This window comes from Pseudomonas sp. B15(2017), from assembly GCF_002113215.1.
GTDB lineage: Bacteria > Pseudomonadota > Gammaproteobacteria > Pseudomonadales > Pseudomonadaceae > Aquipseudomonas.
The window spans coordinates 144903-169236 of the sequence record NZ_NEJZ01000014.1 but is presented as its reverse complement, the minus strand read 5'-3'; the positions used below and the strand labels follow the sequence as shown (position 1 = coordinate 169236).

Genomic DNA, 24334 nt, shown 5'->3' with positions numbered 1-24334 from the left:
CTTTGCTTTTTCTCGTCTGCCGAAAAGTCCTGCCCACCATTCCATTGACCTGCCACAGACCCACGACTAACGGACCATGGATAATGGCGTTGTAGTGGCGTTTAATGCAGCCACAACAATGAGAACAAGCGTGGGGTAACAAAATGACGAGAGATGGATCTCTGGTTGCGGCTCGGCCTGCACCAGTTGTTTTGCCGAAGAATCGCTGGATGACGCCGACCCTGCAAAGCATCGCCCTGATGCTGTTGCTGGCCGGGATGAGCCTGGGCGAATGGCCCTTGTACGTCAGCATGCCGCTGGCGGTACTGATCGTCTGGCTGCCACGCCTGCGTTCCCGGGCGGTCTCTGATGCGCAACCGGTCGATAGCAGCAACGCGATGTCCGAGCTGACTCGCGACCTTTCGTACACCACCAGTCATAACGCGCTGTCGGCTGCTGGCGTGGCTTTTTCCGTCAAGGAGCTGGCGGGCAAGCTGCAATCGCAACTCGACGCCGCCGCGCAGATCGTCAATAACGCTGAAGTCATGATCGCCACTGAACAGGCCACTTCGCAGCTCAGCCGCGAGGCATTGGGCGCTGCCAGCGAAGCCCATCACAGCAGCGCAGCAGGGCGCACCGAACTGGTGGATTCGATCTCGCGCATGCATCAGCTCAGCCAGCGCGCCAATGCCAGCCGCGAACTGATCGAAGCCTTGAGCCAGCGCAGCGACGATATTCAGCGCGTGACGTTGGTGATCCAATCCATCGCCAGTCAGACCAACCTCCTTGCATTGAACGCCGCGATCGAAGCGGCCCGGGCCGGCGAGCACGGTCGCGGCTTTGCAGTGGTGGCGGATGAAGTGCGCGGTCTGGCGGCGCGTACTGCGACGGCCACTGGCGAAGTGGGCGAGATGGTCGCCGACATTCAGCAACGTACGGCGCAGGTGGTGGAGCAGATACGTCAGCTCTCCGACGATTTGCACACGGGTGTCGAGCAGGTCGAACACACCGGTCAGCACCTGGAAAACATCGCACGACTGGCGGCCGGTGTAGAAAACCAGGTCAGCGAAATTGCCCGGGGTGCAGAAACCAATCGTGAACAGCTCGACAGCCTGTTCACTGCCATCGAACAGATGCGCAGCGATCTGGCGATCAGCGACCAACAGACTCGTCGCCTGGCCGAGGCCGCGGTGCAGATGGAGGGCCAGGCAGAAACCATCAGCGAACGCCTGGCTGAAGTCGGGCTGGATGACTATCACCAGCGCATCTACGACCTCGCCCGCGAAGGGGCCAGCCAGATTGCTGCGCGCTTCGAGGCTGACGTCGAGCAAGGGTGCATCAGCCTTGAAGAACTGTTTGACCGCCAGTATCAGCCGATTCCAGGCACCCAGCCGGCCAAGTTCCAGACCCGTTTCGACCGCTACACCGATCAGGTGCTGCCGGCGATTCAGGAACCGTTGCTGCCGCGTCATGAAGGCCTGGTATTCGCTATCGCCTGTACGCAGCAGGGTTATGTGCCGACCCATAATAAGGTGTTCAGCCAGCCACTGACCGGGGACGTGCAGGTCGATACCGTCAACAATCGCACCAAACGCAAATTCGCCGACCGCACGGGCATCCGCTGCGGCAGTCATCAGCAACCGGTACTGTTGCAGACCTACACCCGCGATACCGGCGAGCTGATGCACGACCTGTCGGTGCCCATCATCGTCAAGGGACGCCACTGGGGTGGATTGCGTCTGGGCTACAAACCGGAGAAACCGCGCTGAGGCATTGTTGCCGGAACTGCAATTAAGCTGTGCAGCGGCGTTGCTGTTTCCTCTTGATCCACTTCATTAACATGCCCGCATAGTTAGGTTGCTAATGAAGTTGGGAGGTCAGCATGCAATGCAGAGTCGATGTCGCGGTGATGATCGGCAGCGGTGTACCCGCCGGACTGCGCGCGATGGGGCAAAGTGTCTGCTGGGTGGTGCTGCTCAATGGCGAGCAGCGCGGCACCGCTTTTGCCAGTCGCGATGAAGCCGAGGAGTGCAGGGCGGCTTGGCTCGCGCAGTTGGGCGCCAGAACAGAGAACAGCCTGCACTGATCGAAATCATTTGCCCCGGTGCAGGCGCACATTCAGCTCGTCGACCATCACCGCTTCTTCGCCATCGGCACGCAGCCATTCCTTGAGCAACTGCGCTTGTTGCGGGCTCCAGAAGTCGGCGTCGATCAACTTGGTATCGGCTTCCAGCGGATGGGCTTCGATGAAGTCGTCAATCGCCGCTTCCTCCGAAGGCAGCCCCAATTGATCGAACAGGGTTGTCAGGTTGTAGGCAGGCAGTTCCATGGTGTACTCCTTGAAGAATGGCGGGATTGATGACTCTCTTTATCTGAGGTGCTCGCTGGTCAGGAGTTCGATTCGCGATTCCAGAGAACGGGCGAGGGCGCAGGCGGCGTTATGATTCTCGCGGAAACCTCTTACAAGCCCCGTCGACTTTTCCCTGATATGGAAAAAGCTGTTGCCCGCCGGGACCACCTGAAACAACGGCTCCCGACCAGAAGGCTCAATTGTAGGATCAGTCTCGAACACTGGAGTGTTCAAGGCAAAGACGGGTTCGTGAGTCACGGCAAAATGCGTCATAGTGCACATATGAAGTCCTTTTCATGGATTGACCCGCATTTACAGGGTGTTGCGGGTAGTCGCGAACAGCATCGCTGCTCTAAAATCGCCAACACCTGTTGACGGTATGGCGCTATCTAAAGCAATTTTTTGCGTGCGATATGTCGGAAAAGTGCTTTTTTTGGTGAGTTTTTTCCCTAAAGTTCGTAGTCAGTTTTCTTTGGCCGGCCTTGACGCGTTTTCCTTCAACATTTGGAGAACGTCTTTGCAGGTTTCGCGAGTGGCATTCCAGTAGTCTTGTGCAACTCGCGTTGAATGAGCACTTCGCTCGCTCAGGCGTATATTCGAGTCATCGCGCAACACCTTCGGCCAAGCCGAATTTTTCTGCCGTGCGCGCTATTCGCGTGCGGCACTCTTTTCAAGTGTGGGGATGTTTCTTTGGCAGTCAGTAACCTCGATATGCATGCTTTGTTCGTGCTCGGTGATTTGCGGGCAAAGCTGGTCAAGCAGTTTCAATCGCGTTTTGTTTACATCACCGAGCAGAACGCCGAAGGCATTTATGTTGCCGAGATCGATACCGAAAGCGCACTGGTGGTCGATGACAAACCTGGCCTCAAGCTCAAGGTCGGTGATCATTTCAGCGCGTCGGTACTACCGAGCCGTGAAGGCGGCAAGATGGATATCCGCTTTCGCGAAATCAAAATGACCGTTTACGGTCTGGGCGATTACGCGTTCGTCACCACAGCCGACGGCCATGCCATCGTGTTCAAGGAGGGCCATAGCGCGGTCACCGTGTTTGCCGCCAATGAACAACTCCAGGAAGGCCTGACGAAGACCCTGAAAGCCGTCACCGCCAAAGCCGCCAAGTGGCGCAAGGGCGAACTGGTGACGTTCAAGGCCAGCGAGTGAGCCGCGCCGATTTCCATTTGCAGAACCTCGACAGCGCCCGTGATGAAGCTCGTCGATTGTTCGCTGCGAAGGACGAATTGAAGGGTGCCTGGCTGGGTTGGGTTGCCTCGCAGATCTACGCCTTGCAGCCTGCGGAATACGCCAGCATGGTCAGACGCGAGCTGAAGAGCCTGCAGGAAATGTCTGAAAAGTAGCCTTATCCGTTTCATGCCCCTGAAAAAGCAGGAACCTCGTCTACAGTCAGTTGACTGAGTATTCAGAGGCTTGCGGTCTTCTGTCAGGCCATCCTGCTATTGCTGTGAACAGCACGAGGTGCAAAAGCATGAACGGATTTCGACGGTTGCTGGCCGCTGGCCTGACCACCTTCGGCTTGATGACGGCGGTGCCTGCGGTGAGCGCGGCACAGGCGCCGATCCACTTTGCCGACCTGAACTGGGAAAGCGGCAGCCTGATCACCGATGTCCTGCGCATCATCGTCGAGAAGGGCTACGGCCTGCCGACCGACACCTTGCCGGGCACCACCATCACGCTTGAGACGGCGTTGGCCAACAATGACATTCAGGTCATTGGTGAAGAGTGGGCCGGACGCAGTCCGGTTTGGGTCAAGGCCGAATCCGAAGGCAAGGTCGCCAGCCTGGGCGACACAGTCAAAGGGGCGACCGAAGGCTGGTGGGTGCCGGAATACGTGATCAAGGGCGACCCGGCCAAGGGCATCAAGCCACTGGCGCCGGACCTGCGCAGCGTCAGCGATCTCAAGAAGTACAAGGACGTGTTCAAGGACCCGGAAACCCCGAGCAAGGGTCGATTCCTCAACAGCCCGATCGGCTGGACGTCGGAGGTGGTGAACAAGCAGAAGCTCACGGCCTATGGCTTGCAGAATGACTTCACCAATTTCCGCAGCGGCTCTGGTGCGGCACTGGATGCTGAAATCAGCTCATCGATCCGCCGGGGCAAACCGGTGCTGTTCTATTACTGGTCGCCCACGCCATTGCTCGGCAAGTTCAAGCTGGTTCAACTGGAAGAACCGCCGTTCGACGCCCAAGCGTGGAAGACCCTGACCGACGCCGACAATCCCAATCCAAAACCGACCCGTTCACTGGCTTCCAAGCTGTCGATCGGGGTGTCCACGCCATTCCAGAAGCAGTATCCGCAAATTGCCGAGTTCTTCAGCAAGGTCGACTTTCCGATCGATGACTTGAACAAGGCGCTGGCCGAAATGAGCGAGAAACACACGGCGCCTCGGGATGCGGCGGTGGCGTTCATGAAAGCGCATCCGGATGTGTGGCAGGCGTGGTTGCCGAAGGATGTAGCGCAGAAGGTTCAGGCAGGTCTGTAGCGATGTGGCGAGGGCACCAGGCCCTCGCCAAAGTGGATCAGAACCTTGTCTGCACTGCCAGCTCGAATGTACGCGGTGTGCCGAGGTAATACGCCGGCGACACATGGGCGAACTCGGCATACACCTCATTCGTCAGGTTACGCACCCGCCCGGTCACCGTGGTATGCGAATCCACCTTGTAGCTGAGGAAGCTGCCAAACAGTGTGTAGGACGGCACGGTCATGGTGTTGGCGTTATCGGCGAACACCGATGCTACGTACCGCGCATCGACCCCGCCTTGCCATTGCGACGAGAAATCGTAGGTCAACCACAGATTGCCGACTCGGTCCGGCACGTTGGTCGGTGTGTTGCCCTTGCGGGAGACCACTACGCCGGCGGCGTTCTTCTCGTTGAATTCATCGTATTGCGCGTCGACCCAAGCGAAGTTGCCTTCGGCCAGCAACTTGTCGGTGATCCGTAGCGAGCTGGCAATCTCGATGCCTTTCGAAGTCTGCTGGCCGACCGGAATGCTGCTGGTCGGGTCCAGTGGATCCGTCACCGCGAAATCTTTTCGCTCGATAGTGTAGGCGGCCACCGTCGCCGAACCGCGACCGTTCAGATAGTCGAACTTGCCGCCGATTTCCCATTGTTTGCCGGTCGAGACATCAAAGTCCTGAGTGCCATTGGGTTGCTCGGCGGCGGTGCTGTATTGCACGTAGACATTGGCTGACGGAATGAACTGATACGTCAGGCCGACGCGTCCGGTGACTGGCTCCCAGCTGCGCTTCAGATGACGCGGGTTGCTCGCGGTCACCGTGCGATGGTTGGTTACGTCGAGGTCGATGTCGTCGTAGCGCAGGCCTGTGAGCAACGAGAGCTTGTCGGTCAGCGCCAGGCGATTTTCGGCAAACAGCGCTTTGGTCGTCACCTCATTGGTCTTGTCGCTGACAAAACCCGGCATCGTTCCGGGAATGTCATAAAAGTGCCCCGGTCGGTAGTTGTTCGGGTTCACCGTGCTGGCGCCTTTGACGTTCAGCGGCGAGTTGGTGGTCTGGTTGACTTTGTACTCGAAACCACCGGACCAGGTGGTGTCGAGGCCGAACAGGGTGTTGTCGTGGCGCAATTCGAACTGGTTGCCGTTCTGCTCGCCCTGGTGTCGAACCTGATACGCGGTGGAGCGATTCACCGCGCTGTTGTCGGCGTTGTATTGATAGGTTTCCAGGTTGCGGTAATCACGTTGGCTGTCGAGGTGATAGAGAGTGTTGCGCAGGCTGGTGCTGTCGTTGATCCGGTAATCGATGATCGAGCGCACCCAGATGGTCCGCTGCTCGTAGCGGCCGTCCTCGACGTTGTAGTTGTTGAAGCGGTTGTGCTTGTCGATCTTCAATTCGCCGGCCTTGGGGTTGAGCACCGGCGTGCCCCAGTACGGGCTGTCCTCGTGTTCGTCCTGATATTCCAGGGCCAGGGTGTGCGACAGGTTTGGCGTCAGGTCGCTGAGCAACGAAAATGCCACGCTCCAGGCATCGCGTTCCTGGCGGTCGATGTAGCCATTGCTGGTGTTGTGGCTGACATCGAGTCGCGCGTAATGCTGCACGTCGGCACCGGGTTCGGTCAGCGCGTGATTGAGGCCGAATGCGGTTTCGGTGGTGTCGTAGGTGCCATAACTGACTCGGCCTTCGACGGCTTGCTCGTCGCGAGTAGCCAGTTTGGTCACGTAGTTCAGCGAACCGCCGACCGAACCGGCGCCGTTGATCAGTGAAGACGGGCCGCCCAACAGTTCGACCCGGTCATAAATCCACGAATCCACGGGGCGCGCCAGTCCGCCGGAAACGTTGACGCCGTTGAACATCTGGGTGATCTGGCTGCTGGTGAAACCGCGGTAGGAGACGAACCCGCCAAAGCCAGGCGGCGCACTGGCGTTCACCCCCGGCAAGGTGTTGGCTGCGTCCTGAAAGTTTTGCGAACCGTGACGTTCGATGTCATTGCGGTTGGCGATGGCCACCGAAGCCGGGGTGTCACGCACGCTAAGGCCAAGACGCGAGGCCATGCCGCTGGATTGGTCGAGGCTCAGGCCGGGTTCTGCGCCGGACTCGCCATCAATGGTGATCGGCGCCAGATCGACCGTGGATTGCGCCCAGACGTTGACCGACAGGCAGCCGCACAGGCTCGCCAGCAAGGTAAGTTGTTTCATCGATTGAATCCTGAATGCTTGTCTCGGAGTCAGCGCACAGGCGAACGCCGCGCGTTGGCGCAGTGGGCTGACAAATCAAAAAGGGCAAGGACACTCAGGCGAGCGGCGGAGCGCGGGGATTGGCCGAAGGCCAGATGAAGCGGGCAGGGAGGTCAGCGCTGACAATGGCCGGCAGCGGCGGGCTGTGTTGTTCCGGCAGGATAGCCAGGGTCAGGCTGGAGTTGAACGCCGGACCCATACCGCCAGTGGAGCACAGCGGGCAGCCGAAGGCCTTGGCCAGCGTCGGCAGTTTTTCTTCGGCGGGATTCGAGGCGAGCGGCGCCTGGGTGCTCGGGTCGACGGCGCAGAACTGGCCGCCGATACCGTTGAGCTGCATGCCGACCATTTGTCCGTGACCGATGCTGCAGGCGAACACGTTGAACAGAACGCAGCAATAGAGCATCCAGGCCAATAGTGAGCGATCGGTACGGGTGAATTTCATGGGGCGGCACTTTACCGCACCGCCGACCGGTCGTGCACATGGAAAAATGCCGACTAGGATGTTTTGTTCAAATCCCTTTAAAGGATTCTCGACCATGACCTTTGTGTTGGCTCAATGGCTGGTGACGATATTCGCGGTAATCAGTCTGATGCATGTGTATTGGGCGATGGGTGGGCAGTGGGCGGCCGTGGCCGTGGTGCCGCAGGTTCCGGTGGACAGCGGCGGGCTGACGCTCAGGCCTGCGTTCAAGCCGTCGGGCTGGATCACGCTGGTGGTGGCGGCAGCCCTGCTACTGATTGCCGCACTGGTATGCATGCGGGTGGGATGGTGGCTGCCCGTCGTGCATCACTGGGCACTGCAATGGGTGATCAGCGCGATTGCGCTGCTGATGTTTGCGAGGGCGATTGGCGATTCGGAGCTGGTCGGTTTTTTCAAGGAAGTGAAGGGGTCGCGGTTTGCCCGGCTCGACACTTGGGTTTACTCGCCGTTGTGTCTGATATTGGGAGCCGGGCTCTTGGCTGTTGCCTGGATCTAGCTGCCGGTTTCAGTGCGCCGGCTGCTGACTTCGGCCGGCACGTCATCCCCGGCCATGCGCTTGCGGAACAACGCCGCCCGCGCCAGGAGCAAGGTGGTCACCGGTACGGTGATCGACAGCAGAATCGGGATCAGCCATGCGTGCAGCACCGGCCCGGACTTGAGCGCGGAAAAACAGATGATCGATGCCAGTGCCACGCACCACGCACCGAGTGTCGAGGCCAGCGCCGGTGGGTGCATGCGTTGAAAGTAGTCCTTCATCCGCAGCAGTCCGGTTGCGCCGATCAGGGCGAACACGCCGCTGAGGACCAGCAGGATCGCCACCGGGATTTCCACCCACAGAGACAGTTCAGCGTTCATTCGATCACCTCGCCACGCAGGAGGAATTTCGCCAGGGCAAACGAGCCGACGAAGCCGAACAGCGCGATCAGCAGCGCCGCTTCGAAGTAGGTGTCACTGGAATAGCGGATCCCCAGGGTCAGCATCATCAGCATGGCGACGATGTACAGGTAATCCAGCGCCAGTACCCGGTCCTGCGCCGACGGGCCTTTGAACAGGCGCACCAGTGTGAGGACCATCGCCAGGGAAAACAGGAACAGCGTCAGCAGAATCGCGTTCGACAGCAGCGGACTCATTCGAAAATCTCCATCAACGGCTGCTCGTAAGTGACCTTGAAGTGCTGGATGAATTGCGCCTCGTCATCCAGATCCCAGACGTGCAACAACAGAATGCTGCGATCGAGCGCCAGTTCCGACCACACCGTGCCGGGCACCACCGTACAGATCATCGACAGCGCCGCCAGACCGTTGGCATCGCGCAGGTCCAGCGGCACCTTGATGAAGCGTGAACGAAGCGGCCGGCGGCCGGCGTTGAGTACGCCCCAGGCCACTTGCAGGTTCGAGACGATCACGTCACGCCCGACCAGCAGAAACAAGCGCAGAATCGTGCCCGGGCGGCGGATGTGAATCCGTTGCGGGCGCAGTTTGCGCATCATCAGCGGGGCACAGAAACCAAGTACGGCACCCAGCAGCAGGTTGCCCGGGCTGACCGACAGGTTCAGCACCAGCCACAGCAGCCACAGCGCCAGCGACAACCACGGAGCAGGAAACAGACGCTTCATGGTTGCACCTCCAGCAGTGCGGCCTTGGCTTCCGGGCTCGGCACGGCGCGGGTGCCGAGCACCGCCATCACGTATTGCTGCGGATTGTTCAGGGCATCGGCCGCCGCCTGCGTGTAACGCAGCAGCGGTTCAGCCTTGAAGGTCAGCGCGATGCACAGGCCGAGCAGCAGGAAAATCGGCGTGCATTCCAGTTTGCGCAGCAGCGGCGATGGTCGTTCTTCTGGTGACCAGAAGCGCTGGATCCCCAGCCGCGAGAACGCCATCAGCGAGCCGAGTCCGGTCAGGATAAGCAGGGCCAGCAACGCCCAGGCGGCATTCGAAATCGGTTCGCCAGCGCCGAGGCCAAGCGGATTGAGCAGGGCGCCGATCAGGCTCAGCTTGCCGATGAACCCGGACAGCGGTGGCATGCCGATAATCAGCAGCGCGCAGGCAATGAAGCTCAGACCGAGGAAGGCCATGGTCCACGGGATCACCTGACCGACTACCGCTTTCTGATCGTCGTCGAGGTTGATGCCCTTGACCGGTCGTTGCCATTGCTGCGGACGTGGGAGCAGCTCGTTTTCGTCTTCCAGTGGAACTTCGATGGCGGTACGCGAGCGTTCGATCAATTCGGCCAGCAGGAAAAGCGCGCTCAATGCCAGGGTCGAGCTGACCAGATAGAACAGCGCTGCGCCGATCAGGTTCGGTTGGGCGAAACCCACGGCCGACAGCAAAATCCCCGCCGACACCAGAATGCTCAGACTGGCCATGCGTTCCAGGCGTTGCGCGGCAATGATCGCCACGCCTGCGCCGGCCATGGTGGCCATGCCGCCGTAGATCAGCCAGTCACCGCCGAAGTAAGCCGAAGCGCCCGCTTGGCCGGAGAACAGCAGCGTCCACAGGCGCAGCAAGGTGTAGACGCCGACCTTGGTCATGATCGCGAACATGGCTGCCACCGGCGCGCTGGCCGAGGAATAGGCCGGCACCAGCCAGAAGTTCAGCGGCCACATGCCGGCCTTGGCCAGGAAGGCCACGGCCAGAATCCCCGCGCCGGCGTGCAGCAGGCCACGGTCGGCCTCAGACACCAGAGGGATCTTCAACGCCAGGTCCGCCATGTTCAGCGTGCCGGTCACGCCGTAGATCAACGCCGCGCCAATCAGGAACAGCGACGAGGCCAGCAGATTGACCGAGATGTAATGCAACCCCGACGACACCCGCGCCCGGCCCGAGCCGTGAAGCAGCAGGCCGTAGGACGCGGCCAGCAATACCTCGAAGAACACGAACAGGTTGAACAGGTCTGCCGTCAGGAACGCGCCGTACAGGCCCATCAGCTGTATCTGGAACAACGCGTGGAAGCTCGACCCGGCGCCGTCCCATCGGGCCATGGCGAACAGCAGGGCACTGACGCCGATGATCCCGGTCAGCACCAGCATCAATGCCGACAGACGATCGACCACCAGCACAATGCCGAACGGCACCTGCCAGTTGCCCGGCAGGTACACGCCGATGGAGCCGGGCACGCCGGTGGTCTGGGTCCATTGCAGCAGCGTCACCGAAATACCGAGGCCGAGGAGGCTGGAGAACAGGTTGATTTTCGCCTTCAGCGGACGGTGCTTTTCGCCGAGCATCAGCATGATGGCGGCGGTCAGCAGCGGCAGCAGGATCGGTGCGGCGATCAGGTGAGTCATCGCCGTCATTCCTTGGGCTCCCTTCCGTCAACGTGGTCGGTGCCGGTCAGGCCCCGTGAGGCCAGCAACACCACCAGAAACAATGCGGTCATGGCGAAGCTGATGACGATGGCCGTCAGCACCAGCGCCTGGGGCAGCGGGTCGGTGTAATTGAGCAGGTCCTGCGGTACGCCGTCCTTGATGATCGGCTCCTTGCCGATGAACAGGCTGCCCATGCTGAAGATGAACAGATTGACACCGTAAGACAGCAGGCACAGGCCCATCACCACCTGGAACGTCCGTGGTCGCAGGATCAGCCACACTCCGGACGCGGCGAGTACGCCGATGGCGATTGCGATGACTTCTTCCATCAGACGGCTCCTTTGGCGGCAGCGGTTTTGTGGCCCCGGACCGATTGGTGGGCGAGGGCGGTGAGGATCAGCAAGGTCGAGCCGACCACCACGGCGTAGACGCCGATATCGAAGAACAGCGCGCTGGCGATATGGATGTCACCCAGCAGCGGCAGGCTGAAATGCCAGGTGTGGGTGGTCAGGAACGGGTAGCCGACCGCCATCGCCCCAAGACCGGTAACGGTAGCGAAGAGCAGACCGGTGCCCATCCAGCGCAGCGGCCGCAGGCTCATTTGCGCCTCGACCCACTGGGTGCCGGCGACCATGTATTGCAGGATGAACGCCACCGACATCACCAGACCGGCGACGAAGCCGCCACCCGGCTGGTTGTGTCCGCGCATGAACAGATAGAACGACACCACCAGCGCAATCGGCAGCAACAGGCGCACCAGCACCGCCGGCACCATCATGAAACCGAGCGCGGTGTCGCTGGCCGAGCGCGGGTTGACCAGATCGGTGACCACGTCGGGGGCGAGCAGGCGTTGCTGGGCCGGCAGTTGCAGGCTTTCTTTCGGTGGGCGGAAACGACGCAGCAGGGCGAATACGGTCAGTGCCACGGCGGCGAGCACGGTGATTTCGCCCAGGGTGTCGAAACCACGGAAATCCACCAGCATCACATTGACCACGTTGCTGCCGCCGCCCTCGGGCAGGGCACGGCTCAGGTAAAACGAGGAAATATCGTTCGGCGTCTGCCGGGTCAGCATCGCATAGGACAGCAGCGCCATGCCGCCGCCAACGGCAATCGACAGCAGCAAGTCGCGCAGACGCCGCACTCGCGCCTTGCGCAGGCTGCTCGGCAGCGGCGAAACCTCTTCGATCCGCCGTGGCAGCCAACGCAGGCCGAGCAGGATCAGTACGGTGGTCACCACTTCGACCACCAGCTGTGTCAGGGCCAGATCCGGCGCCGAGAACCAGACGAAGGTCACGCAGGTCATCAGTCCGCAGACGCTGACCATGGTCAGGGCAGCGAGCCGGTGATACTTGGCCTGCCAGGCGGCGCCGAGAGCACAGGCGATTGCCAGCAGCCACAGGGTCACGAAAACGATCGAGCCCGGGATCTTCGGCCGGTCGCCCCAGCTCAGGCTGCTGTGCAGCATCGGGATCAGGCCGGCCAGCACTGCCGCCAATACCATCAGGAATAGCTGGGTTTGCAGACGCTTGGTGCCGATCCGCCGCTCCAGCCGCCGGGCCAGGCGCATCATCGCCACCAGACTGCGCTCGAACATTCGCTTGCCGTTGAAGCGTCCGGCCAATGGCGGGTATTTGAAGCGCCCGCGCTTGAGCTGATTGCGCAGCAGCAGATACAGCACGATGCCGCCGGACATGGCGATCAGGCTCATGATCATCGGTGCATTGAGACCGTGCCAGATCGCCAGACTGTATTGCGGCAGCTCGCCACCCACCACTGGCAATGCCGCAGCGGCGAGCAGCGGCCCGACGATTTGAGCCGGGAAAATGCCCACCAACAGACAGGTAAATACCAGCAGTTCAACCGGCGCCCGCATCCAGCGTGGCGGCTCGTGCGGCGTATGCGGCAAGTCGGTGGCAGTCGGGCCGAAGAACACATCAACGGTGAAGCGCAGCGAGTAGGCCACGCTGAACATGCCGGCGATGGTCGCGACGATCGGCAGGCTGGTTTCAACCCACGCCGTGGCGTTGATGAACACGGTTTCGGCGAAGAACATTTCTTTCGACAGGAAACCGTTGAGCAGTGGTACGCCGGCCATGGATGCACTGGCGACCATGGCCAGAGTGGCGGTAAACGGAATCAGCTTGAACAGACCATTGAGCTTGCGGATGTCGCGGGTGCCGCTTTCGTGGTCGATGATCCCGGCGGCCATGAACAGCGAAGCCTTGAAGGTCGCGTGGTTGAGAATGTGGAACACCGCGGCCACGGCGGCCAGGGGACTGTTCAGGCCCAGCAGCAGCGTGATCAGGCCGAGGTGGCTGATGGTCGAGTAGGCCAGCAAACCCTTGAGGTCGTTCTGGAACATCGCGCAATACGCGCCGAGCAGCAGCGTGGCGGCACCGGCGCCGCTGACGATATAAAACCATTCTTCGCTGCCGGACAGCGACGGCCACAACCTTGCCAGCAGGAAAACCCCGGCCTTGACCATGGTCGCCGAGTGCAGGTACGCCGAAACCGGTGTTGGCGCCGCCATCGCGTGCGGCAACCAGAAGTGGAAGGGGAACTGGGCGCTTTTGCTGAGGGCGCCGATAAGAATGAGGGGAAGCAGGATAGGGTAGAGAGCATGTGCGCGAATCAGATCGCCGGCGGCCAGGACCTTGTCCAGGTCATAGCTGCCGACGACATGGCCGAGGATCATGACCCCCGCCAGCAGGCACAATCCCCCGGCGCCGGTGACCATCAACGCCATGTACGCACCACGGCGCGCGTCGTGACGGTGGTGCCAGTAGCCGATCAGCAGGAACGAGAAGAGACTGGTCAGTTCCCAGAAGAACACAATCTGGATCAGGTTGCCGGAGATCACCAGCCCGAGCATGGCGCCCATGAACGCCAGAAAGAATGCGAAGAAACGCGGCACCGGATCGTCCGGCGACATGTAATAACGGGCATATAGGGAAACGAGGGTGCCGATGCCCAGCACCAGCATTGAGAACAGCCAGGCGAAGCCGTCCATGCGCAGAACGAAGTTCAGGCCCAGGCTGGGCAGCCATGTGAACTCTTCGCGAATTACGCCGCCATGAGCGATCTGCGGGTACAGCATCGCGACCGAGACAGTGCCGATCAACGCGACCAGACCTGCCAGCAGGGATTCGGCGTTACGTGCGTTGTGCGGCAGCACGGCTGCCAGACAACTGCCCAGAAAAGGCAGAAGCAGTAGAACTATCAGAGACATAGGCTTCTAATCTGCGGAAGTTTGTGAAGCATCATACGTGCCAGCTCCCGGATCGCCAAACGCGAGGATGTCTCTGAATCCTACAAAGTAGCCGTAAAACCCGCGTTTAGCCTTCGGTCTCGTGCTCCAATTCTTCCGTGACCGTTTGTGTCTCTTTGCCTTTGGTCTTCAATTCGCTGACGATCACTGCCGCCACGATCAGCCCCGCACCCACCAATGCAATCGCTGGCAGACGCTCCCCCGCGATACGCCCAACGATCCCGGCCCACACCGGCTCACCGGCGTAGATCAAGGTCGCCCGGGTCGGCGAAACGCTTTTCTGCGCCCAGTTCATCGCCACCTGAATCGCCGCACTCATCGCGCCCAGCCCCAGGGCGGTGCTCAGCAACAGCCACGAAAAATCCGGAATCGCCTCACCGGTCGGCACCACCATCAAGAACGACAGCACCGAAGTCGTCGCCAGTTGCACCACGGTTACGCGGCGCACATCGACCTGCCCGGCATAGTTGCTGATCAAGATGATTTCGGCCGCTATCGCGATGGCGCTGATCAGCGTGGCGATTTCACCGGGGCTGAAATTCAGTGAAGCCCCGGATGGCCCGGAAAGCAGCATCAGCCCGGTAAACGCCAGCATGATGCCGATGCTCGGCATCAAACCCGGGCGCCGACCGAGCACCAGCCATTGCAGCAGTGGCACGAACGGCACATACAGCGCGGTGATGAACGCCGACTGGCTGCTGGGAATGCTCTGCAGACCAACGGTCTGCAAGCCATAACCGAGCATGATCGCCACGCCGATAAAGGCACCGGCCTTGAGTTCGAACAGGGTCAGTTCACGCAGGTGTTTCCACGAGAACAACGCCACGATGCTCGCGGCGGCGGCAAAGCGCAGACCGACGAAAAACATCGGGCCGCTGACCGTCATGGCGTGCTGCACCAGCAGGAAGGTGCCGCCCCAGAGCATGGTGATCAGCACCAGCACGCACTCGGCTTTGCTGAACCGGTGAAACCGCAGGGGAGTTTGGGAGGAGTTGGCTGACGTCATGACCTTGCGCACTGTTTAGGAAGAGACGCACAATGCGCCAAATGTTGCGCAGTATACTGCCCAGTCCCAGCCAGTGAGCAATATAGTGCACAGAGATTCCATTCAACGGGCTTCGGTCCTGCAACACGTCAGCCAGAATGTCCGGCGCCTGCGCCACGCCGCCGACATGAGCCAGACGGCCCTCGCGGAAAAATCCGGGGTCAGCCGGCGGATGCTGGTGGCCATCGAGGCCGGCGAAAAGAATGTCAGCCTGACCACCCTCGACCGTGTCGCCGAAGCCCTCGAAGTAGCCTTCAGCGATCTGATCCAGGCCCCGGACAATCGCGATCCCGGCCGTATCAATGAACTGGCCTGGGCTGGCAGCATCCCCGGTAGCAAAGCCGTTTTGCTGTCCAAGGCCAGCGCCACCCGTGCAGTGGAACAGTGGGAATGGTGCCTGCAACCCGGCGAGATCTATCCTTCGCAGCCGGACGCCGAAGGCTGGAGCGAACAGATTTTCGTGTTCGAGGGCTGCCTGACGCTGATGCTCGGCGACCAACCCCAACAGATTGCAGCCGGGGAGTTTTTCATGTTCGCCAGCAATCAGCCGCACACCTATCGCAACGATGGGGCAGTGGCGGCGCGTTTCGTGCGCAATGTGGTGATCTGACTGACACAGAACCCGACAGCGGATCGCGTCGGCAGGAGAAAAAAGTCGCGTCCGTCTAGACGTCCTCGCGGCGTCTGAATGACACTGGCCCGAGCCTATCCTCAGTTGCGAGACCGGCATGACTCAATCCGATACGACCGCACTGCGTCACGCCGACATTCTGATTGTCGGCGGCGGCCTGAGCGGCACGATGCTGGCGGTGCAATTACTGCGTTTGCCGGGTCGCAGAAAAATCCTGGTGATCGAGCCCCGGGCCGAGTTGGGCCGGGGCGAAGCGTACAGTGCGGTGGAGCTGGGCCATACGCTCAACGGCAACGCAGCCCGGATGAGCGTCGATCCGGACAATGCCGATGACCTGACTCAGTGGCTGACCGATCACATCGCCGGCGGCGGTTGGCCGGAGTCGGATCAGCAACATGTGCCGGTCAGCGAACTGTTTCCACCGCGGGGGCTGTTCGGTGTGTACGTGCAACAGCGTCTTGCCGAAGCGCAGCAGGTGGCCGCGCAACAGGGGGCGACGGTCGAGCATGTGCGCGCCGAAGTGGTCGATGTTCAGGCCTCCAGCGATTCCGTGCAGCTCACCTTGAATGACGGTCGGCAACTGCACGGCGCTTTTGCAGTGTTGGCGACCGGGATGTTCCCGGCGGCCCGCACACCGCAAAAGGAGTCCAGCGGCCTTAATGCAGCGGCGCTGGATCCGTGGGATGTCGCGGCCATGCGCCAGCTTGATCCGCAGTCGACGGTACTGATCATCGGCTCCGGCCTGACCATGGTCGATGCCGTGGTGTCGCTGGAGCAGGCCGGGCATCGCGGGCCGATCGAGGTGTTTTCCCGGCATGGGTTGCTGCCCCATGTCCGTCGACAACCGCCCGCATGGGTGGACTTCCTCGCTGAAGATCACAGCATCTGCACGCCACGCCAGTTGTTGCGCGAATTGCGCCGGCATTGTCGCGACGCCAGCGCACAAGGCATCGACTGGCAGGCACCGCTGGACACCGTACGTGCGCACATCGGTCGGTTGTGGAGCCAGGCCAGCGATGTGCAGCGGCGTCAGTTTGTACGTCATGTGCGGCCGTGGTGGGAAAGTCATCACCATCGTTCACCGCCGCTGAGTGCGGAACTGGTCGAGCGTCTGCACCGGGAAGGGCGATTGCGCATTCATGCGGCGTCTTACAAGGGACTTGAGTCGGCGTCGGGCGACGGGGTGAGTATCCGCGTTCGCCCTCGCGGCGAGGCTGATACCCGCGTGGTGCAGGGCGCGGCATTGATCAATTCCAGCGGCATCGAATACGACTGGCGCCGGGTCGCGCGGCCTTTGCCGCAGCAATTATTGGCGCGCGGTCTGGTTCGTCCGGGGCCGTTGGCGCTGGGCATTGCGGCGGCGGTGGACGGCGCTGTGCTGGATGAAGAGGGTCGGGTCTCGAACCGCTTGTTCGCCATGGGCCCGCCGTTGCGCGGCATGTGGTGGGAAAGTACTGCCGTGACCGATGTGGCAGCTCAGGCCAAGGCACTGGCCGCGCGACTGTTGCGCTGATGCCCGAATGCAAGAAACCCCGCTTCGGCGGGGTTTCCTGTTTCTGGCAGCTCAAACCGGTCACTCAGTAGCGCTGATATTTGGAACCGAATTCCGGACGGTTTTCCGCGACGTACAGTTTGGTCTGTTCGGCATTTTGTTGCAGGTTGAGGTTGCCTTTGTGTTCGGCATCGATGCCGACGGTGTCGACGTTCAGGGTGCCGGACTGGCCAACGGTCGCAGCCGCGACAACCGGAGTGCTGGCGTGTGGGGCAGCGATGGCGGAGGTGGCGCCGATCAGGGAAACGATGAAGCCAAGTGCGATGATGTCTTTCATGATGTTGCTCCAGGGAGTGGGGAGAAGATGGGGCCCACTCTAGTGCTGGAGAGATTTAATGTGAAAACACCCTTGCGCATAGTCGTTATCGAAGGCGTTGATGCCTGATCAGCGCGGTAGGGTATTGCTCAGCCAACGCTGGCGCATCTGCTCCAGACGACCATCGGCCCGCAGCGTATCCAGCGCCTGCTGCCAGCGTGCGACCTGTTTCGGATCGGTCTGCGGCGAAAAGGCAATGTAGGTGTTCTGTTTCATCAACGGGATCTGGTACTGCAAGCGCGCTGGCTCGATGCCTTGTTCGCGGGCCAGGGCAGCCTTGGACCAGGTATCGGAGACCACGAAATCGGTACGCCCCAGGCTGAACAGCCGCATCATCTGCTCCGGGGTTTCCACGCCGTAGAGGTTGTTCAGGTCCTGCCCTTGCAGATAGCTGTAGACCAGCCATTTGCGCGGCACGGTGATCCGGCCCATATGATCGGCTTCACGCAGACTGTGCACGGGAGGCTGGAGATTGTCGCGGGCGTACAGCGCGGTTTCGACTTCGATCAGCGGCCCGACCCATTGATAGCGATCGTCACGGTCGTCGGTCCGCAGCACGGTGAATACGCCGGTGTCGGGGGTATCGCTGGCCACGCGCAGGGCGCGCAGCAACGGGACTTGTTGCAGGTGGATGCGATCGCCGGTCTGGGTCGCCAAGGCCTGTACCACGTCCACCCCGAATCCTGCGAGTTGATTGCCTTGCATGAAATGCAGGGGCGGGTGGTTGTCGGTAAGCAGTTGCAGATCCGCCGCGCTGGCCGTCAGGGCCAGCACGGACAGCAGACAGGCGGCAAATCGTTTCATGGATCGTCCCTGAACAAATCAATCGCGCAGCTTAGTACGCGCCACGACGGCTGTCGTGGGGAAACAGCGGGGCTTTTGTGTCAGAGAACAAGGCGGTTCGGTAGTGAACGCTGCGGGGGCTGAGCGCCCCCGGCAGGAATCGACAACGGCGGGTCTAAACGATCAGTAACGCTGGTACTTGGAACCGAACTCGGGACGGTTCTCGGCGACCAGCACACTGCGAGCCGAACGTTCGCGCAGTTCCTGCAAGCGATCCGCACCCCCTTCGGCGACACGTTCGCGCAACTCCTGCAAACGGTCCGCACCCCCTTCAGCCACGCGCTCACGCAGTTCCTGCAAGCGATCCGCGCCACCTTCGGCAACGCGATCTTTCTGCAGGTTTTCCGAGCCGTATTCGGCGACCAGCGGCTGGGAGCTGGCGGACGCCAGGTCGGCCAGGGCCAGGCCGCCGAGCAGACTGATGGCGAGTACCAGGGATTTCGAGGACTTCAACATGGTGTTTCTCCTTGCGTTTGAGATGAGTGAGCCAGTGCTTTCTGGTGGGTTCATTCAAACGCGAGGGTGTATCGCTGGTATGTGGTGTTGCGGCCCGAAAACACGAGTTACGTATCTGCGTGGCGAATTTATACAGAGCGATACAAATCCATCATGATTCGGCGAGCATCTCCACGGCGAAGGAGAAAACATAACCCTCGTTGCGCACAGTCTTGATGTAAGTCGGCTCGCGGGAGTCGTCCAACAGACGCTGGCGCAGGCGACTGACCAGCAAATCGATGGAGCGGTCGAACAGGTCGGCGTCGCGGCCCTGGGTCAGGTTGAGCAACTGGTCGCGGCTGAGCACCCGTTGCGGATGGTCGAGAAACACCCGGAGCAGGCGATACTCGGCGCCGCTGAGGGCGACCATGGTGTCGTCTTCATCGAGCAAATGACGGGCGGTGGTGTCCAGGCGCCAACGGCCGAACGCCAGCAGGCGCCCGGTTTCAGTGATCAGCAGATTGGGTGGCAGCATTCGCGTGCGGCGCAGCACAGCGTTGATCCGCGCCAGCAGTTCGCGGGCGGCGAAGGGTTTGGTCAGGTAATCGTCGGCGCCCATTTCCAGGCCGAGGATGCGGTCGGTCTGGTCGTCGCGGGCGGTAAGCATCAGGACCGGGATCGCCTTGTGCTTGCCGGCGCGCAACTCGCGGCACAGCACCAGCCCGTCATCGCCGGGTAGCATGATGTCGAGCACGATCAGGTCGACCGTGTTGGCTTCCAGAAAACTGCGCATCTGCCGGCCATCGGCGACCACGGTGCTGCGCAGGCCGTTCTTGGTCAGGTAATTACCGACCAGCTCGCGGATCTCGCGGTCATCGTCGACGATCAGGATGTGGTTGATGTGATCCATGGTTCACACTCTTTTTGTGGGAGCGGGCTTGCTCGCGAAAGCGATCTGTCAGTCAACAATGATGTTGAATTCGATGTCCGCTTCGCGGGCAAGCCCGCTCCCACAGTGTTATGGGGTGGCCTGAAGAATGGGGCTCCAGGCTTATGCATTGATGGTGTCAGGACACCACGCGATAGCACGGCACATACGCCGCGCCGCCCGGCAGTTTCATCCGGTGCTGGGCGACGAAGGCTTTGAGCAGCAGATCGAGCGGCTGCATGATCGCGGCGTCGCCACGGATCTGGTACGGGCCGTGTTCCTCAATCAGGCGAATGCCCTTGTCCTTGACGTTGCCGGCGACGATCCCGGAGAACGCGCGGCGCAGGTTGGCTGCCAGTTCATGGGGCGGCTGGTCGCGGTGCAGCTTGAGGTTGGCCATGTTTTCGTGGGTCGGGTCAAACGGGCGCTGGAAGCCCTCGTCGATCTTGAGCAACCAGTTGAAGTGGAACGCGTCGGCACGTTCGCGGCGGAACTGCTTCACGGCCTTGAGGCCCGCGGTCATCTGCCGCGCCACTTCGGCCGGGTCGTCGATGATGATTTCGTAGTGCTTCTTCGCTGCTTCGCCGAGGGTCGCCGTGACGAAAGCGTCGAGCTGTTCCAGGTATGGCGCGGCATGTTTCGGCCCGGTCAGGATCACCGGGAACGGCAGGCCGGCGTTGTCCGGGTGCATCAGGATGCCCAGCAGGTACAGGAATTCTTCGGCGGTGCCGGCGCCGCCCGGGAAGATGATGATGCCGTGGCCGACGCGGACGAAGGCTTCCAGACGTTTTTCGATGTCCGGCAGGATCACCAGCTCGTTGACGATCGGGTTCGGCGCTTCGGCGGCGATGATGCCCGGCTCCGTCAGGCCCAGGTAGCGGCCGCCGTGAATGCGCTGTTTGGCGTGGGCAATCGTCGCGCCTTTCATCGGACCTTTCATCACGCCCGGGCCGCAGCCGGTGCAGATGTCGAGGCTGCGCAGGCCCAGTTCGTGGCCGACTTTCTTGGTGTATTTGTATTCTTCGGTGTTGATCGAGTGGCCGCCCCAGCACACGACGATTTTCGGCTCGACGCCCGGACGCAAGGTGCGCGCGTTGCGCAGCAAGTGGAAGACGTAGTCGCTGATGCCCTGGGAGGTGCTGAGGTCAATGCTCAGGGCATCGAGTTCGTTTTCGGTGTAGACGATGTCGCGCAGGGCGCTGAACAGCATTTCCCGGGTGCTGGCGATCATTTCGCCGTCGACGAAGGCGTCGGCCGGGGCGTTCAGCAGTTCCAGGCGTACACCGCGATCCTGCTGATGGATGCGGATTTCGAAGTCTTTGTAGGCTTCAAGGATGGTTTTTGCGTTGTCGACATGCGCGCCGGTGTTGAGGATGGCCAGGGCGCACTGGCGAAAGAGGGTGTAGGTGCTGCCGGTTCCGGCCTGGCTCAGTTGCTGAACTTCACGTTGGGAAAGGGTTTCGAGGCTGCCTTTCGGGCTGACCGAGGCATTGATTACGTGTCGTTGGGTCATGCAGTGATCCTTAAAACGATGTCATTGCCGACATGGCCAATGGCATCCGAATAGTGTGTATCCATGAATGAAGATGGCACGATCTGCGTGGTATCGCCATGTCCCCGTTGGACGTTGAAAAGATGAAAAGGCGCTCCAGCATAGCTAAATCCGCCTCAGAGGCGATAATGCGCAGCCTCTTTTTAACTCAAGCCATGGAAGCCTGTCGCGATGTTCGAGATTCAACCGATCGATGCCATCACTTATCGCCAGCAGACCCGGCGCAGCACGCTGATCATCGCGGTGCTGTTTCTGGTGCTGGCGATGGTGTTTTCGACTGCGGCAGTGGCACTGTTCGGCGAGCCGGGCGGGGATAACCTGCGATTCAATGTTGGCGGGGTGTTTGGCGCATTCCTGCTGACGGCGGCGTTGCTGCGCGGGCGTTTCTGGAATCAGACCTGGATGGCCCCGGCGGTGTACGGCTGGCGGCTCAAGCGCAGCCTGATGAGTGTCACCAACGTGATGCATCAGGTGACGGCGGCGGTGGAGAAGGGCGATCCGGTGGCGATGAAGGTGCTGCGTTTCTATCACCTGGGCCTGACCCAGATGCATGAGCTGGACGGCAACTCCAGCGATCACGCGCAATTGCACCGGGAAGTCGAAGAACACAAGGCGCGGATGGGGGCGCTCGGCCTGGACACCGATCAGCCGCGCCTCGATCCGGCCTGGCTGGAAACCTTGAAAGCGCGTTAAAACGGAATGCGCGCGGCGCGTCCAAGTTTCCAGCGGCGAATCAGACGCCCGTAAACCAGCAGGTTGACCATCAGCACCACGCTGCCCAGTACCAGCTGAATCTGCGGTGTCAGCCCGGCCGGGTAAATGATCGGCCACACGTAATGTTCGATGAAACCGCCGGCGTACTCGGTCTGCCCGGCAGCGTGGCGCATCAGGTTTTCCCAATAGGTCAGTGGACAGGTCAGGTGCAATACCTCGACCGCCACGCCCCAGGCAGCCGCCGGCAAGTGCAGCCAGAACAATCGTGGCCACTTGAGCACCAGCAGCCCGCCGAACAGCACGAACAGAATGAACAGCAAATGAAACAGCACCAGCCCGTCGCCGGCTATTCGATACAGCATGTCGTCTCCCTGACGCGTGTGTGAATGGTTGCCATGTTACGCCGGTAAACGGCTGCCAGAAGGAAGGTTTTGCGCCAACTGCGCAAGATTGTTCAAGCCATCCACGGGCGTTTGTTGGCAGAGTCCGGGGTCTTGTCTCACGGTTGAAGAGTGTTATGTCTGACTCATTAATGCCGCGCAGTGCCTTTCTTCGCGGAGCCGCGGCGATCATGCCGTTATCCCTGGCCACCGCGCCCTGGGGGCTGCTGGCCGGTTCCATGGCGATCGAAGCCAACCTCACGCCGCTGCAAGGGCAGGGCCTGTCGAGCATCGTGTTCGCCGGCGCGGCACAATTGGTGGCGATCGGCATGCTCAAGGGTGGCGCGGGGATTTTTTCGATTCTGCTGACAACCTTGCTGCTGACGTCGCAGCATTTGCTCTACGGCATGAGCATGCGCCACGTGATTTCGCCGTTGCCGGGGCGCTGGCGCATCGGCCTGGGCTTTTTGCTCACCGATGAACTGTTCGCCCTGACCAGTCAGCACGACCGCCAGCAGTTCAATCGCTGGTACGCGTTGGGCGTCGGTCTGACGTTCTACATCGCCTGGAACCTCTTCACTCTGGCCGGCATCGTGCTTGGCAGCAGCATTCCGGGGCTTGAACACCTGGGGCTGGACTTCTCGATTGCCGCAACCTTCATCGCCCTGATCACCCCGGTGGTGCGCAATGTACCGACAGTGGTTTGCGTGGCGGTGTCGCTGTTCTGCTCGGTGCTGTTCAGTTATTGGCAGTGGGGCTCGGCGCTGGTGCTGTCGGGACTGGCGGGTATGACTGCCGGGTTTATCTGCAACAAGTTGTATCGGGAGCGCACATGATGGTCTGGGCAGTGATTATCGGCATGGGGATTCTGGTGTTCCTGAACCGTTACGTGTTTCTCGAGCCGCGCTTGCCGGTGCGTCTGAGCAGCAACGCGCGGCAGTTTCTCGGTTTTGCCGTGCCGGGCATGTTGACTGCGATTTGCGGGCCGATTGTATTCATGCCGGACAAACAACTGAATCTGCAGTGGGATAACCCTTATCTGCTGAGTTCACTCGTGGCAATCGGCCTGGTGATCTACACACGCAATACGTTATTCAGCATGCTGTTGAGCATGGCGTTCTTCTTTCTATTGCGCTGGTGGCTATAAGTTGCGGGTGTTCTACGCTTAATGGATGAATTTCATTAGCGAGGTGAACATGGCAACCGAGCAGAAACGTCCCGAAGAAGATGATGAACCGAGTGAAGAAGAGATCGAGCGGGAGAAACACAAGGAGCAGACCTGGAAGCATGACGACAGCCGAGAGTTGTCCGACCGTGATCAGGAACGCCCGCTGAAACCCTGAACGCCACAACGAAAAAGCCCCGCGATCGCGGGGCTTTTTCGTTTCATCAAAGATCTTCCAGCTGCGTGAAATCGGGGTGGGAGGCCCGATAACCCAAAGTCTTGTCGATCCAGGCATTCAGCTCGTTGACCATCACCGGCGGGTGGCAGGGGTAGTTTTCGAGGGTGGCGCGCAGGATACGGTCGATATCGGGTACGTCACGCAGGTTTCGAGTCTTGATGTAGTGGGCGATAAAACAGTCGAGTTGAAAGCGTTCTGTCGTGGACAGATGAATACACTCCAGGCCGGTGACCTGTTTGATTGCAAAATCGTCGCGCAACTTAGTTCTCTGCAAGGTTTGTTAAGTTTGTGGGGTATTCCTGGTTTTACTGACTCTTTGGTCAGCTGGTATGCCAATAGGAAATGCGGCGCGCATGCTATCCGTAGTGTTTCTAAAAGTATGTATGGCGATTGAAATGTCAGACAGGCGGTTAGTTCACTCAAACGACTGTGTCAGCGCCGTGTTTCG

General features: G+C 60.7%; 30 protein-coding genes. 12 read left to right on the top strand and 18 right to left on the bottom strand.

The window, feature by feature from the left end; all coding sequences use genetic code 11:
* Positions 1 to 143: 143 nt before the first annotated feature.
* Both CAF73_RS20490 and CAF73_RS20485 read left to right on the top strand, forming a co-directional pair.
* Positions 144 to 1748: a methyl-accepting chemotaxis protein gene (locus CAF73_RS20490; protein WP_085703636.1), complete on the top strand. Its 1605-nt coding sequence runs from the start codon at positions 144 to 146 to the stop codon at positions 1746 to 1748.
* Positions 1749 to 1861: 113 nt separating this feature from the next.
* Positions 1862 to 2065, top strand: a complete 204-nt coding sequence (locus CAF73_RS20485) for a hypothetical protein (protein WP_085698234.1) — start codon at positions 1862 to 1864, stop codon at positions 2063 to 2065.
* 6 nt (positions 2066 to 2071) lie between these two features.
* Here the strand turns inward: CAF73_RS20485 and CAF73_RS20480 are convergent, their stop codons facing one another.
* Entirely contained in the window at positions 2072 to 2308 is a 237-nt protein-coding gene (locus CAF73_RS20480) for a DUF2789 family protein (protein ID WP_085687730.1), read from the bottom strand.
* A 39-nt stretch (positions 2309 to 2347) separates the two neighbouring features.
* A complete protein-coding gene (locus CAF73_RS30510; protein ID WP_139834857.1) occupies positions 2348 to 2611 on the bottom strand; it encodes a hypothetical protein in 264 nt (87 codons plus the stop codon).
* A gap of 408 nt (positions 2612 to 3019) precedes the next feature.
* Between CAF73_RS30510 and CAF73_RS20470 the strand changes: the two genes are divergently transcribed.
* The 3 genes from CAF73_RS20470 to CAF73_RS20460 all read left to right on the top strand — a co-directional run bounded on the left by CAF73_RS20470 (position 3020) and on the right by CAF73_RS20460 (position 4826).
* Entirely contained in the window at positions 3020 to 3490 is a 471-nt protein-coding gene (locus tag CAF73_RS20470) for a hypothetical protein (protein ID WP_007950541.1), read from the top strand.
* The gene (locus CAF73_RS20465) at positions 3487 to 3684 is read left to right on the top strand and encodes a hypothetical protein (RefSeq protein ID WP_085703635.1); all 198 of its coding nucleotides are present in this window, start codon (positions 3487 to 3489) and stop codon (positions 3682 to 3684) included. Before CAF73_RS20470 ends, CAF73_RS20465 begins: the two co-directional genes overlap by 4 nt.
* A gap of 128 nt (positions 3685 to 3812) precedes the next feature.
* Complete coding sequence (locus CAF73_RS20460; protein WP_085703634.1) at positions 3813 to 4826, top strand: ABC transporter substrate-binding protein; 1014 nt, start codon at positions 3813 to 3815, stop codon at positions 4824 to 4826.
* Positions 4827 to 4863: 37 nt separating this feature from the next.
* On the opposite strand, the gene CAF73_RS20455 is transcribed toward CAF73_RS20460, so the two are convergent.
* Together CAF73_RS20455 and CAF73_RS20450 are read right to left on the bottom strand one after the other, a co-directional pair.
* Positions 4864 to 6996 (bottom strand): TonB-dependent siderophore receptor, encoded by a 2133-nt coding sequence (locus CAF73_RS20455; RefSeq protein WP_085703633.1) that lies wholly within the window; start codon positions 6994 to 6996, stop codon positions 4864 to 4866.
* 94 nt (positions 6997 to 7090) lie between these two features.
* Positions 7091 to 7477: a DUF2946 domain-containing protein gene (locus CAF73_RS20450; protein ID WP_011334690.1), complete on the bottom strand. Its 387-nt coding sequence runs from the start codon at positions 7475 to 7477 to the stop codon at positions 7091 to 7093.
* 94 nt (positions 7478 to 7571) lie between these two features.
* On the opposite strand from CAF73_RS20450, the gene CAF73_RS20445 reads away from it, so the two are divergent.
* Positions 7572 to 8012 carry a DUF3995 domain-containing protein gene (locus tag CAF73_RS20445; RefSeq protein WP_085698239.1) on the top strand — a complete coding sequence of 147 codons (441 nt, stop codon included), beginning with the start codon at positions 7572 to 7574 and terminating at the stop codon, positions 8010 to 8012.
* Here CAF73_RS20445 and CAF73_RS20440 read toward each other — a convergent pair.
* The 7 genes from CAF73_RS20440 to CAF73_RS20410 all read right to left on the bottom strand — a co-directional run bounded on the left by CAF73_RS20440 (position 8009) and on the right by CAF73_RS20410 (position 15093).
* A complete protein-coding gene (locus tag CAF73_RS20440; RefSeq protein WP_007950534.1) occupies positions 8009 to 8371 on the bottom strand; it encodes a Na+/H+ antiporter subunit G in 363 nt (120 codons plus the stop codon). The two genes, CAF73_RS20445 and CAF73_RS20440, sit on opposite strands and share 4 nt — an antisense overlap.
* On the bottom strand, positions 8368 to 8646 hold the full coding sequence (locus CAF73_RS20435; RefSeq protein WP_007910754.1) for a K+/H+ antiporter subunit F: 279 nt from the start codon (positions 8644 to 8646) through the stop codon (positions 8368 to 8370). The genes CAF73_RS20440 and CAF73_RS20435 overlap by 4 nt, the downstream gene beginning before the upstream one ends.
* Entirely contained in the window at positions 8643 to 9131 is a 489-nt protein-coding gene (locus CAF73_RS20430) for a Na+/H+ antiporter subunit E (protein WP_085698240.1), read from the bottom strand. The genes CAF73_RS20435 and CAF73_RS20430 overlap by 4 nt, the downstream gene beginning before the upstream one ends.
* A complete protein-coding gene (locus CAF73_RS20425; RefSeq protein ID WP_085703632.1) occupies positions 9128 to 10807 on the bottom strand; it encodes a monovalent cation/H+ antiporter subunit D in 1680 nt (559 codons plus the stop codon). The genes CAF73_RS20430 and CAF73_RS20425 overlap by 4 nt, the downstream gene beginning before the upstream one ends.
* The gene (locus tag CAF73_RS20420) at positions 10804 to 11148 is read right to left on the bottom strand and encodes a Na+/H+ antiporter subunit C (RefSeq protein ID WP_003192163.1); all 345 of its coding nucleotides are present in this window, start codon (positions 11146 to 11148) and stop codon (positions 10804 to 10806) included. Before CAF73_RS20420 ends, CAF73_RS20425 begins: the two co-directional genes overlap by 4 nt.
* Positions 11148 to 14048, bottom strand: a complete 2901-nt coding sequence (locus CAF73_RS20415) for a monovalent cation/H+ antiporter subunit A (protein WP_085703631.1) — start codon at positions 14046 to 14048, stop codon at positions 11148 to 11150. Before CAF73_RS20415 ends, CAF73_RS20420 begins: the two co-directional genes overlap by 1 nt.
* A gap of 106 nt (positions 14049 to 14154) precedes the next feature.
* Positions 14155 to 15093, bottom strand: coding sequence for a DMT family transporter (locus CAF73_RS20410; RefSeq protein ID WP_085703630.1), 939 nt, complete (start codon positions 15091 to 15093; stop codon positions 14155 to 14157).
* A gap of 85 nt (positions 15094 to 15178) precedes the next feature.
* Between CAF73_RS20410 and CAF73_RS20405 the strand changes: the two genes are divergently transcribed.
* The gene (locus tag CAF73_RS20405; RefSeq protein WP_085703629.1) at positions 15179 to 15742 is read left to right on the top strand and encodes a helix-turn-helix domain-containing protein; all 564 of its coding nucleotides are present in this window, start codon (positions 15179 to 15181) and stop codon (positions 15740 to 15742) included.
* A 118-nt stretch (positions 15743 to 15860) separates the two neighbouring features.
* The gene (locus CAF73_RS20400) at positions 15861 to 17276 is read left to right on the top strand and encodes an FAD/NAD(P)-binding protein (protein ID WP_085703628.1); all 1416 of its coding nucleotides are present in this window, start codon (positions 15861 to 15863) and stop codon (positions 17274 to 17276) included.
* A 64-nt stretch (positions 17277 to 17340) separates the two neighbouring features.
* On the opposite strand, the gene CAF73_RS20395 is transcribed toward CAF73_RS20400, so the two are convergent.
* From CAF73_RS20395 to ppnN, 5 genes are all read right to left on the bottom strand, one after another.
* Entirely contained in the window at positions 17341 to 17592 is a 252-nt protein-coding gene (locus CAF73_RS20395) for a hypothetical protein (protein WP_085698246.1), read from the bottom strand.
* A 108-nt stretch (positions 17593 to 17700) separates the two neighbouring features.
* Positions 17701 to 18435, bottom strand: coding sequence for an ABC transporter substrate-binding protein (locus CAF73_RS20390; protein WP_085698247.1), 735 nt, complete (start codon positions 18433 to 18435; stop codon positions 17701 to 17703).
* Between the two features lie 162 nt (positions 18436 to 18597).
* Complete coding sequence (locus tag CAF73_RS20385) at positions 18598 to 18930, bottom strand: hypothetical protein (RefSeq protein WP_085703627.1); 333 nt, start codon at positions 18928 to 18930, stop codon at positions 18598 to 18600.
* A gap of 151 nt (positions 18931 to 19081) precedes the next feature.
* Complete coding sequence (locus tag CAF73_RS20380; protein WP_085698249.1) at positions 19082 to 19819, bottom strand: response regulator; 738 nt, start codon at positions 19817 to 19819, stop codon at positions 19082 to 19084.
* A 157-nt stretch (positions 19820 to 19976) separates the two neighbouring features.
* On the bottom strand, positions 19977 to 21350 hold the full coding sequence (gene ppnN, locus CAF73_RS20375) for a nucleotide 5'-monophosphate nucleosidase PpnN (protein ID WP_007950520.1): 1374 nt from the start codon (positions 21348 to 21350) through the stop codon (positions 19977 to 19979).
* A gap of 210 nt (positions 21351 to 21560) precedes the next feature.
* Here ppnN and CAF73_RS20370 point away from each other — a divergent pair, with 210 nt between their 5' ends.
* The gene (locus CAF73_RS20370; protein ID WP_085703626.1) at positions 21561 to 22082 is read left to right on the top strand and encodes a DUF3087 domain-containing protein; all 522 of its coding nucleotides are present in this window, start codon (positions 21561 to 21563) and stop codon (positions 22080 to 22082) included.
* Here CAF73_RS20370 and CAF73_RS20365 read toward each other — a convergent pair.
* Complete coding sequence (locus CAF73_RS20365) at positions 22079 to 22465, bottom strand: DUF2784 domain-containing protein (RefSeq protein WP_085698251.1); 387 nt, start codon at positions 22463 to 22465, stop codon at positions 22079 to 22081. The two genes, CAF73_RS20370 and CAF73_RS20365, sit on opposite strands and share 4 nt — an antisense overlap.
* A 155-nt stretch (positions 22466 to 22620) precedes the next feature.
* On the opposite strand from CAF73_RS20365, the gene CAF73_RS20360 reads away from it, so the two are divergent.
* Genes CAF73_RS20360 through CAF73_RS30240 form a run of 3 tightly spaced genes read left to right on the top strand, consistent with a single transcriptional unit; the run spans position 22621 to position 23826 of the window.
* On the top strand, positions 22621 to 23319 hold the full coding sequence (locus CAF73_RS20360) for an AzlC family ABC transporter permease (protein ID WP_045121617.1): 699 nt from the start codon (positions 22621 to 22623) through the stop codon (positions 23317 to 23319).
* Positions 23319 to 23630 carry an AzlD domain-containing protein gene (locus CAF73_RS20355; protein ID WP_176247751.1) on the top strand — a complete coding sequence of 104 codons (312 nt, stop codon included), beginning with the start codon at positions 23319 to 23321 and terminating at the stop codon, positions 23628 to 23630. Before CAF73_RS20360 ends, CAF73_RS20355 begins: the two co-directional genes overlap by 1 nt.
* A 49-nt stretch (positions 23631 to 23679) precedes the next feature.
* Positions 23680 to 23826: a hypothetical protein gene (locus tag CAF73_RS30240; protein ID WP_007950514.1), complete on the top strand. Its 147-nt coding sequence runs from the start codon at positions 23680 to 23682 to the stop codon at positions 23824 to 23826.
* Positions 23827 to 23872: 46 nt separating this feature from the next.
* Here CAF73_RS30240 and CAF73_RS20350 read toward each other — a convergent pair whose 3' ends face one another.
* Positions 23873 to 24145, bottom strand: coding sequence for a hypothetical protein (locus CAF73_RS20350; protein WP_085703624.1), 273 nt, complete (start codon positions 24143 to 24145; stop codon positions 23873 to 23875).
* Positions 24146 to 24334: the final 189 nt, after the last annotated feature.

Bases quoted from the DNA above. Each gene is read 5' to 3' on its own strand.
- CAF73_RS20485 (WP_085698234.1), top strand. From the start codon at position 1,862: ATGCAATGCAGAGTCGATGTCGCGGTGATGATCGGCAGCGGTGTACCC.
- CAF73_RS20365 (WP_085698251.1), bottom strand. From the start codon at position 22,465: ATGCTGTATCGAATAGCCGGCGACGGGCTGGTGCTGTTTCATTTGCTG.
- CAF73_RS20490 (WP_085703636.1), top strand. From the start codon at position 144: ATGACGAGAGATGGATCTCTGGTTGCGGCTCGGCCTGCACCAGTTGTT.
- CAF73_RS20460 (WP_085703634.1), top strand. From the start codon at position 3,813: ATGAACGGATTTCGACGGTTGCTGGCCGCTGGCCTGACCACCTTCGGC.
- CAF73_RS20435 (WP_007910754.1), bottom strand. From the start codon at position 8,646: ATGAGTCCGCTGCTGTCGAACGCGATTCTGCTGACGCTGTTCCTGTTT.
- CAF73_RS20425 (WP_085703632.1), bottom strand. From the start codon at position 10,807: ATGACGGCGATGACTCACCTGATCGCCGCACCGATCCTGCTGCCGCTG.
- CAF73_RS20455 (WP_085703633.1), bottom strand. From the start codon at position 6,996: ATGAAACAACTTACCTTGCTGGCGAGCCTGTGCGGCTGCCTGTCGGTC.
- CAF73_RS20450 (WP_011334690.1), bottom strand. From the start codon at position 7,477: ATGAAATTCACCCGTACCGATCGCTCACTATTGGCCTGGATGCTCTAT.
- CAF73_RS20370 (WP_085703626.1), top strand. From the start codon at position 21,561: ATGTTCGAGATTCAACCGATCGATGCCATCACTTATCGCCAGCAGACC.
- CAF73_RS20440 (WP_007950534.1), bottom strand. From the start codon at position 8,371: ATGAACGCTGAACTGTCTCTGTGGGTGGAAATCCCGGTGGCGATCCTG.
- CAF73_RS20410 (WP_085703630.1), bottom strand. From the start codon at position 15,093: ATGACGTCAGCCAACTCCTCCCAAACTCCCCTGCGGTTTCACCGGTTC.
- CAF73_RS20430 (WP_085698240.1), bottom strand. From the start codon at position 9,131: ATGAAGCGTCTGTTTCCTGCTCCGTGGTTGTCGCTGGCGCTGTGGCTG.
- CAF73_RS20445 (WP_085698239.1), top strand. From the start codon at position 7,572: ATGACCTTTGTGTTGGCTCAATGGCTGGTGACGATATTCGCGGTAATC.
- CAF73_RS20420 (WP_003192163.1), bottom strand. From the start codon at position 11,148: ATGGAAGAAGTCATCGCAATCGCCATCGGCGTACTCGCCGCGTCCGGA.
- CAF73_RS20480 (WP_085687730.1), bottom strand. From the start codon at position 2,308: ATGGAACTGCCTGCCTACAACCTGACAACCCTGTTCGATCAATTGGGG.
- CAF73_RS30510 (WP_139834857.1), bottom strand. From the start codon at position 2,611: ATGTGCACTATGACGCATTTTGCCGTGACTCACGAACCCGTCTTTGCC.
- CAF73_RS20390 (WP_085698247.1), bottom strand. From the start codon at position 18,435: ATGAAACGATTTGCCGCCTGTCTGCTGTCCGTGCTGGCCCTGACGGCC.
- CAF73_RS20395 (WP_085698246.1), bottom strand. From the start codon at position 17,592: ATGAAAGACATCATCGCACTTGGCTTCATCGTTTCCCTGATCGGCGCC.
- CAF73_RS20355 (WP_176247751.1), top strand. From the start codon at position 23,319: ATGGTCTGGGCAGTGATTATCGGCATGGGGATTCTGGTGTTCCTGAAC.
- CAF73_RS30240 (WP_007950514.1), top strand. From the start codon at position 23,680: ATGGCAACCGAGCAGAAACGTCCCGAAGAAGATGATGAACCGAGTGAA.
- CAF73_RS20415 (WP_085703631.1), bottom strand. From the start codon at position 14,048: ATGTCTCTGATAGTTCTACTGCTTCTGCCTTTTCTGGGCAGTTGTCTG.
- CAF73_RS20380 (WP_085698249.1), bottom strand. From the start codon at position 19,819: ATGGATCACATCAACCACATCCTGATCGTCGACGATGACCGCGAGATC.
- CAF73_RS20360 (WP_045121617.1), top strand. From the start codon at position 22,621: ATGTCTGACTCATTAATGCCGCGCAGTGCCTTTCTTCGCGGAGCCGCG.
- CAF73_RS20400 (WP_085703628.1), top strand. From the start codon at position 15,861: ATGACTCAATCCGATACGACCGCACTGCGTCACGCCGACATTCTGATT.
- ppnN (WP_007950520.1), bottom strand. From the start codon at position 21,350: ATGACCCAACGACACGTAATCAATGCCTCGGTCAGCCCGAAAGGCAGC.
- CAF73_RS20385 (WP_085703627.1), bottom strand. From the start codon at position 18,930: ATGTTGAAGTCCTCGAAATCCCTGGTACTCGCCATCAGTCTGCTCGGC.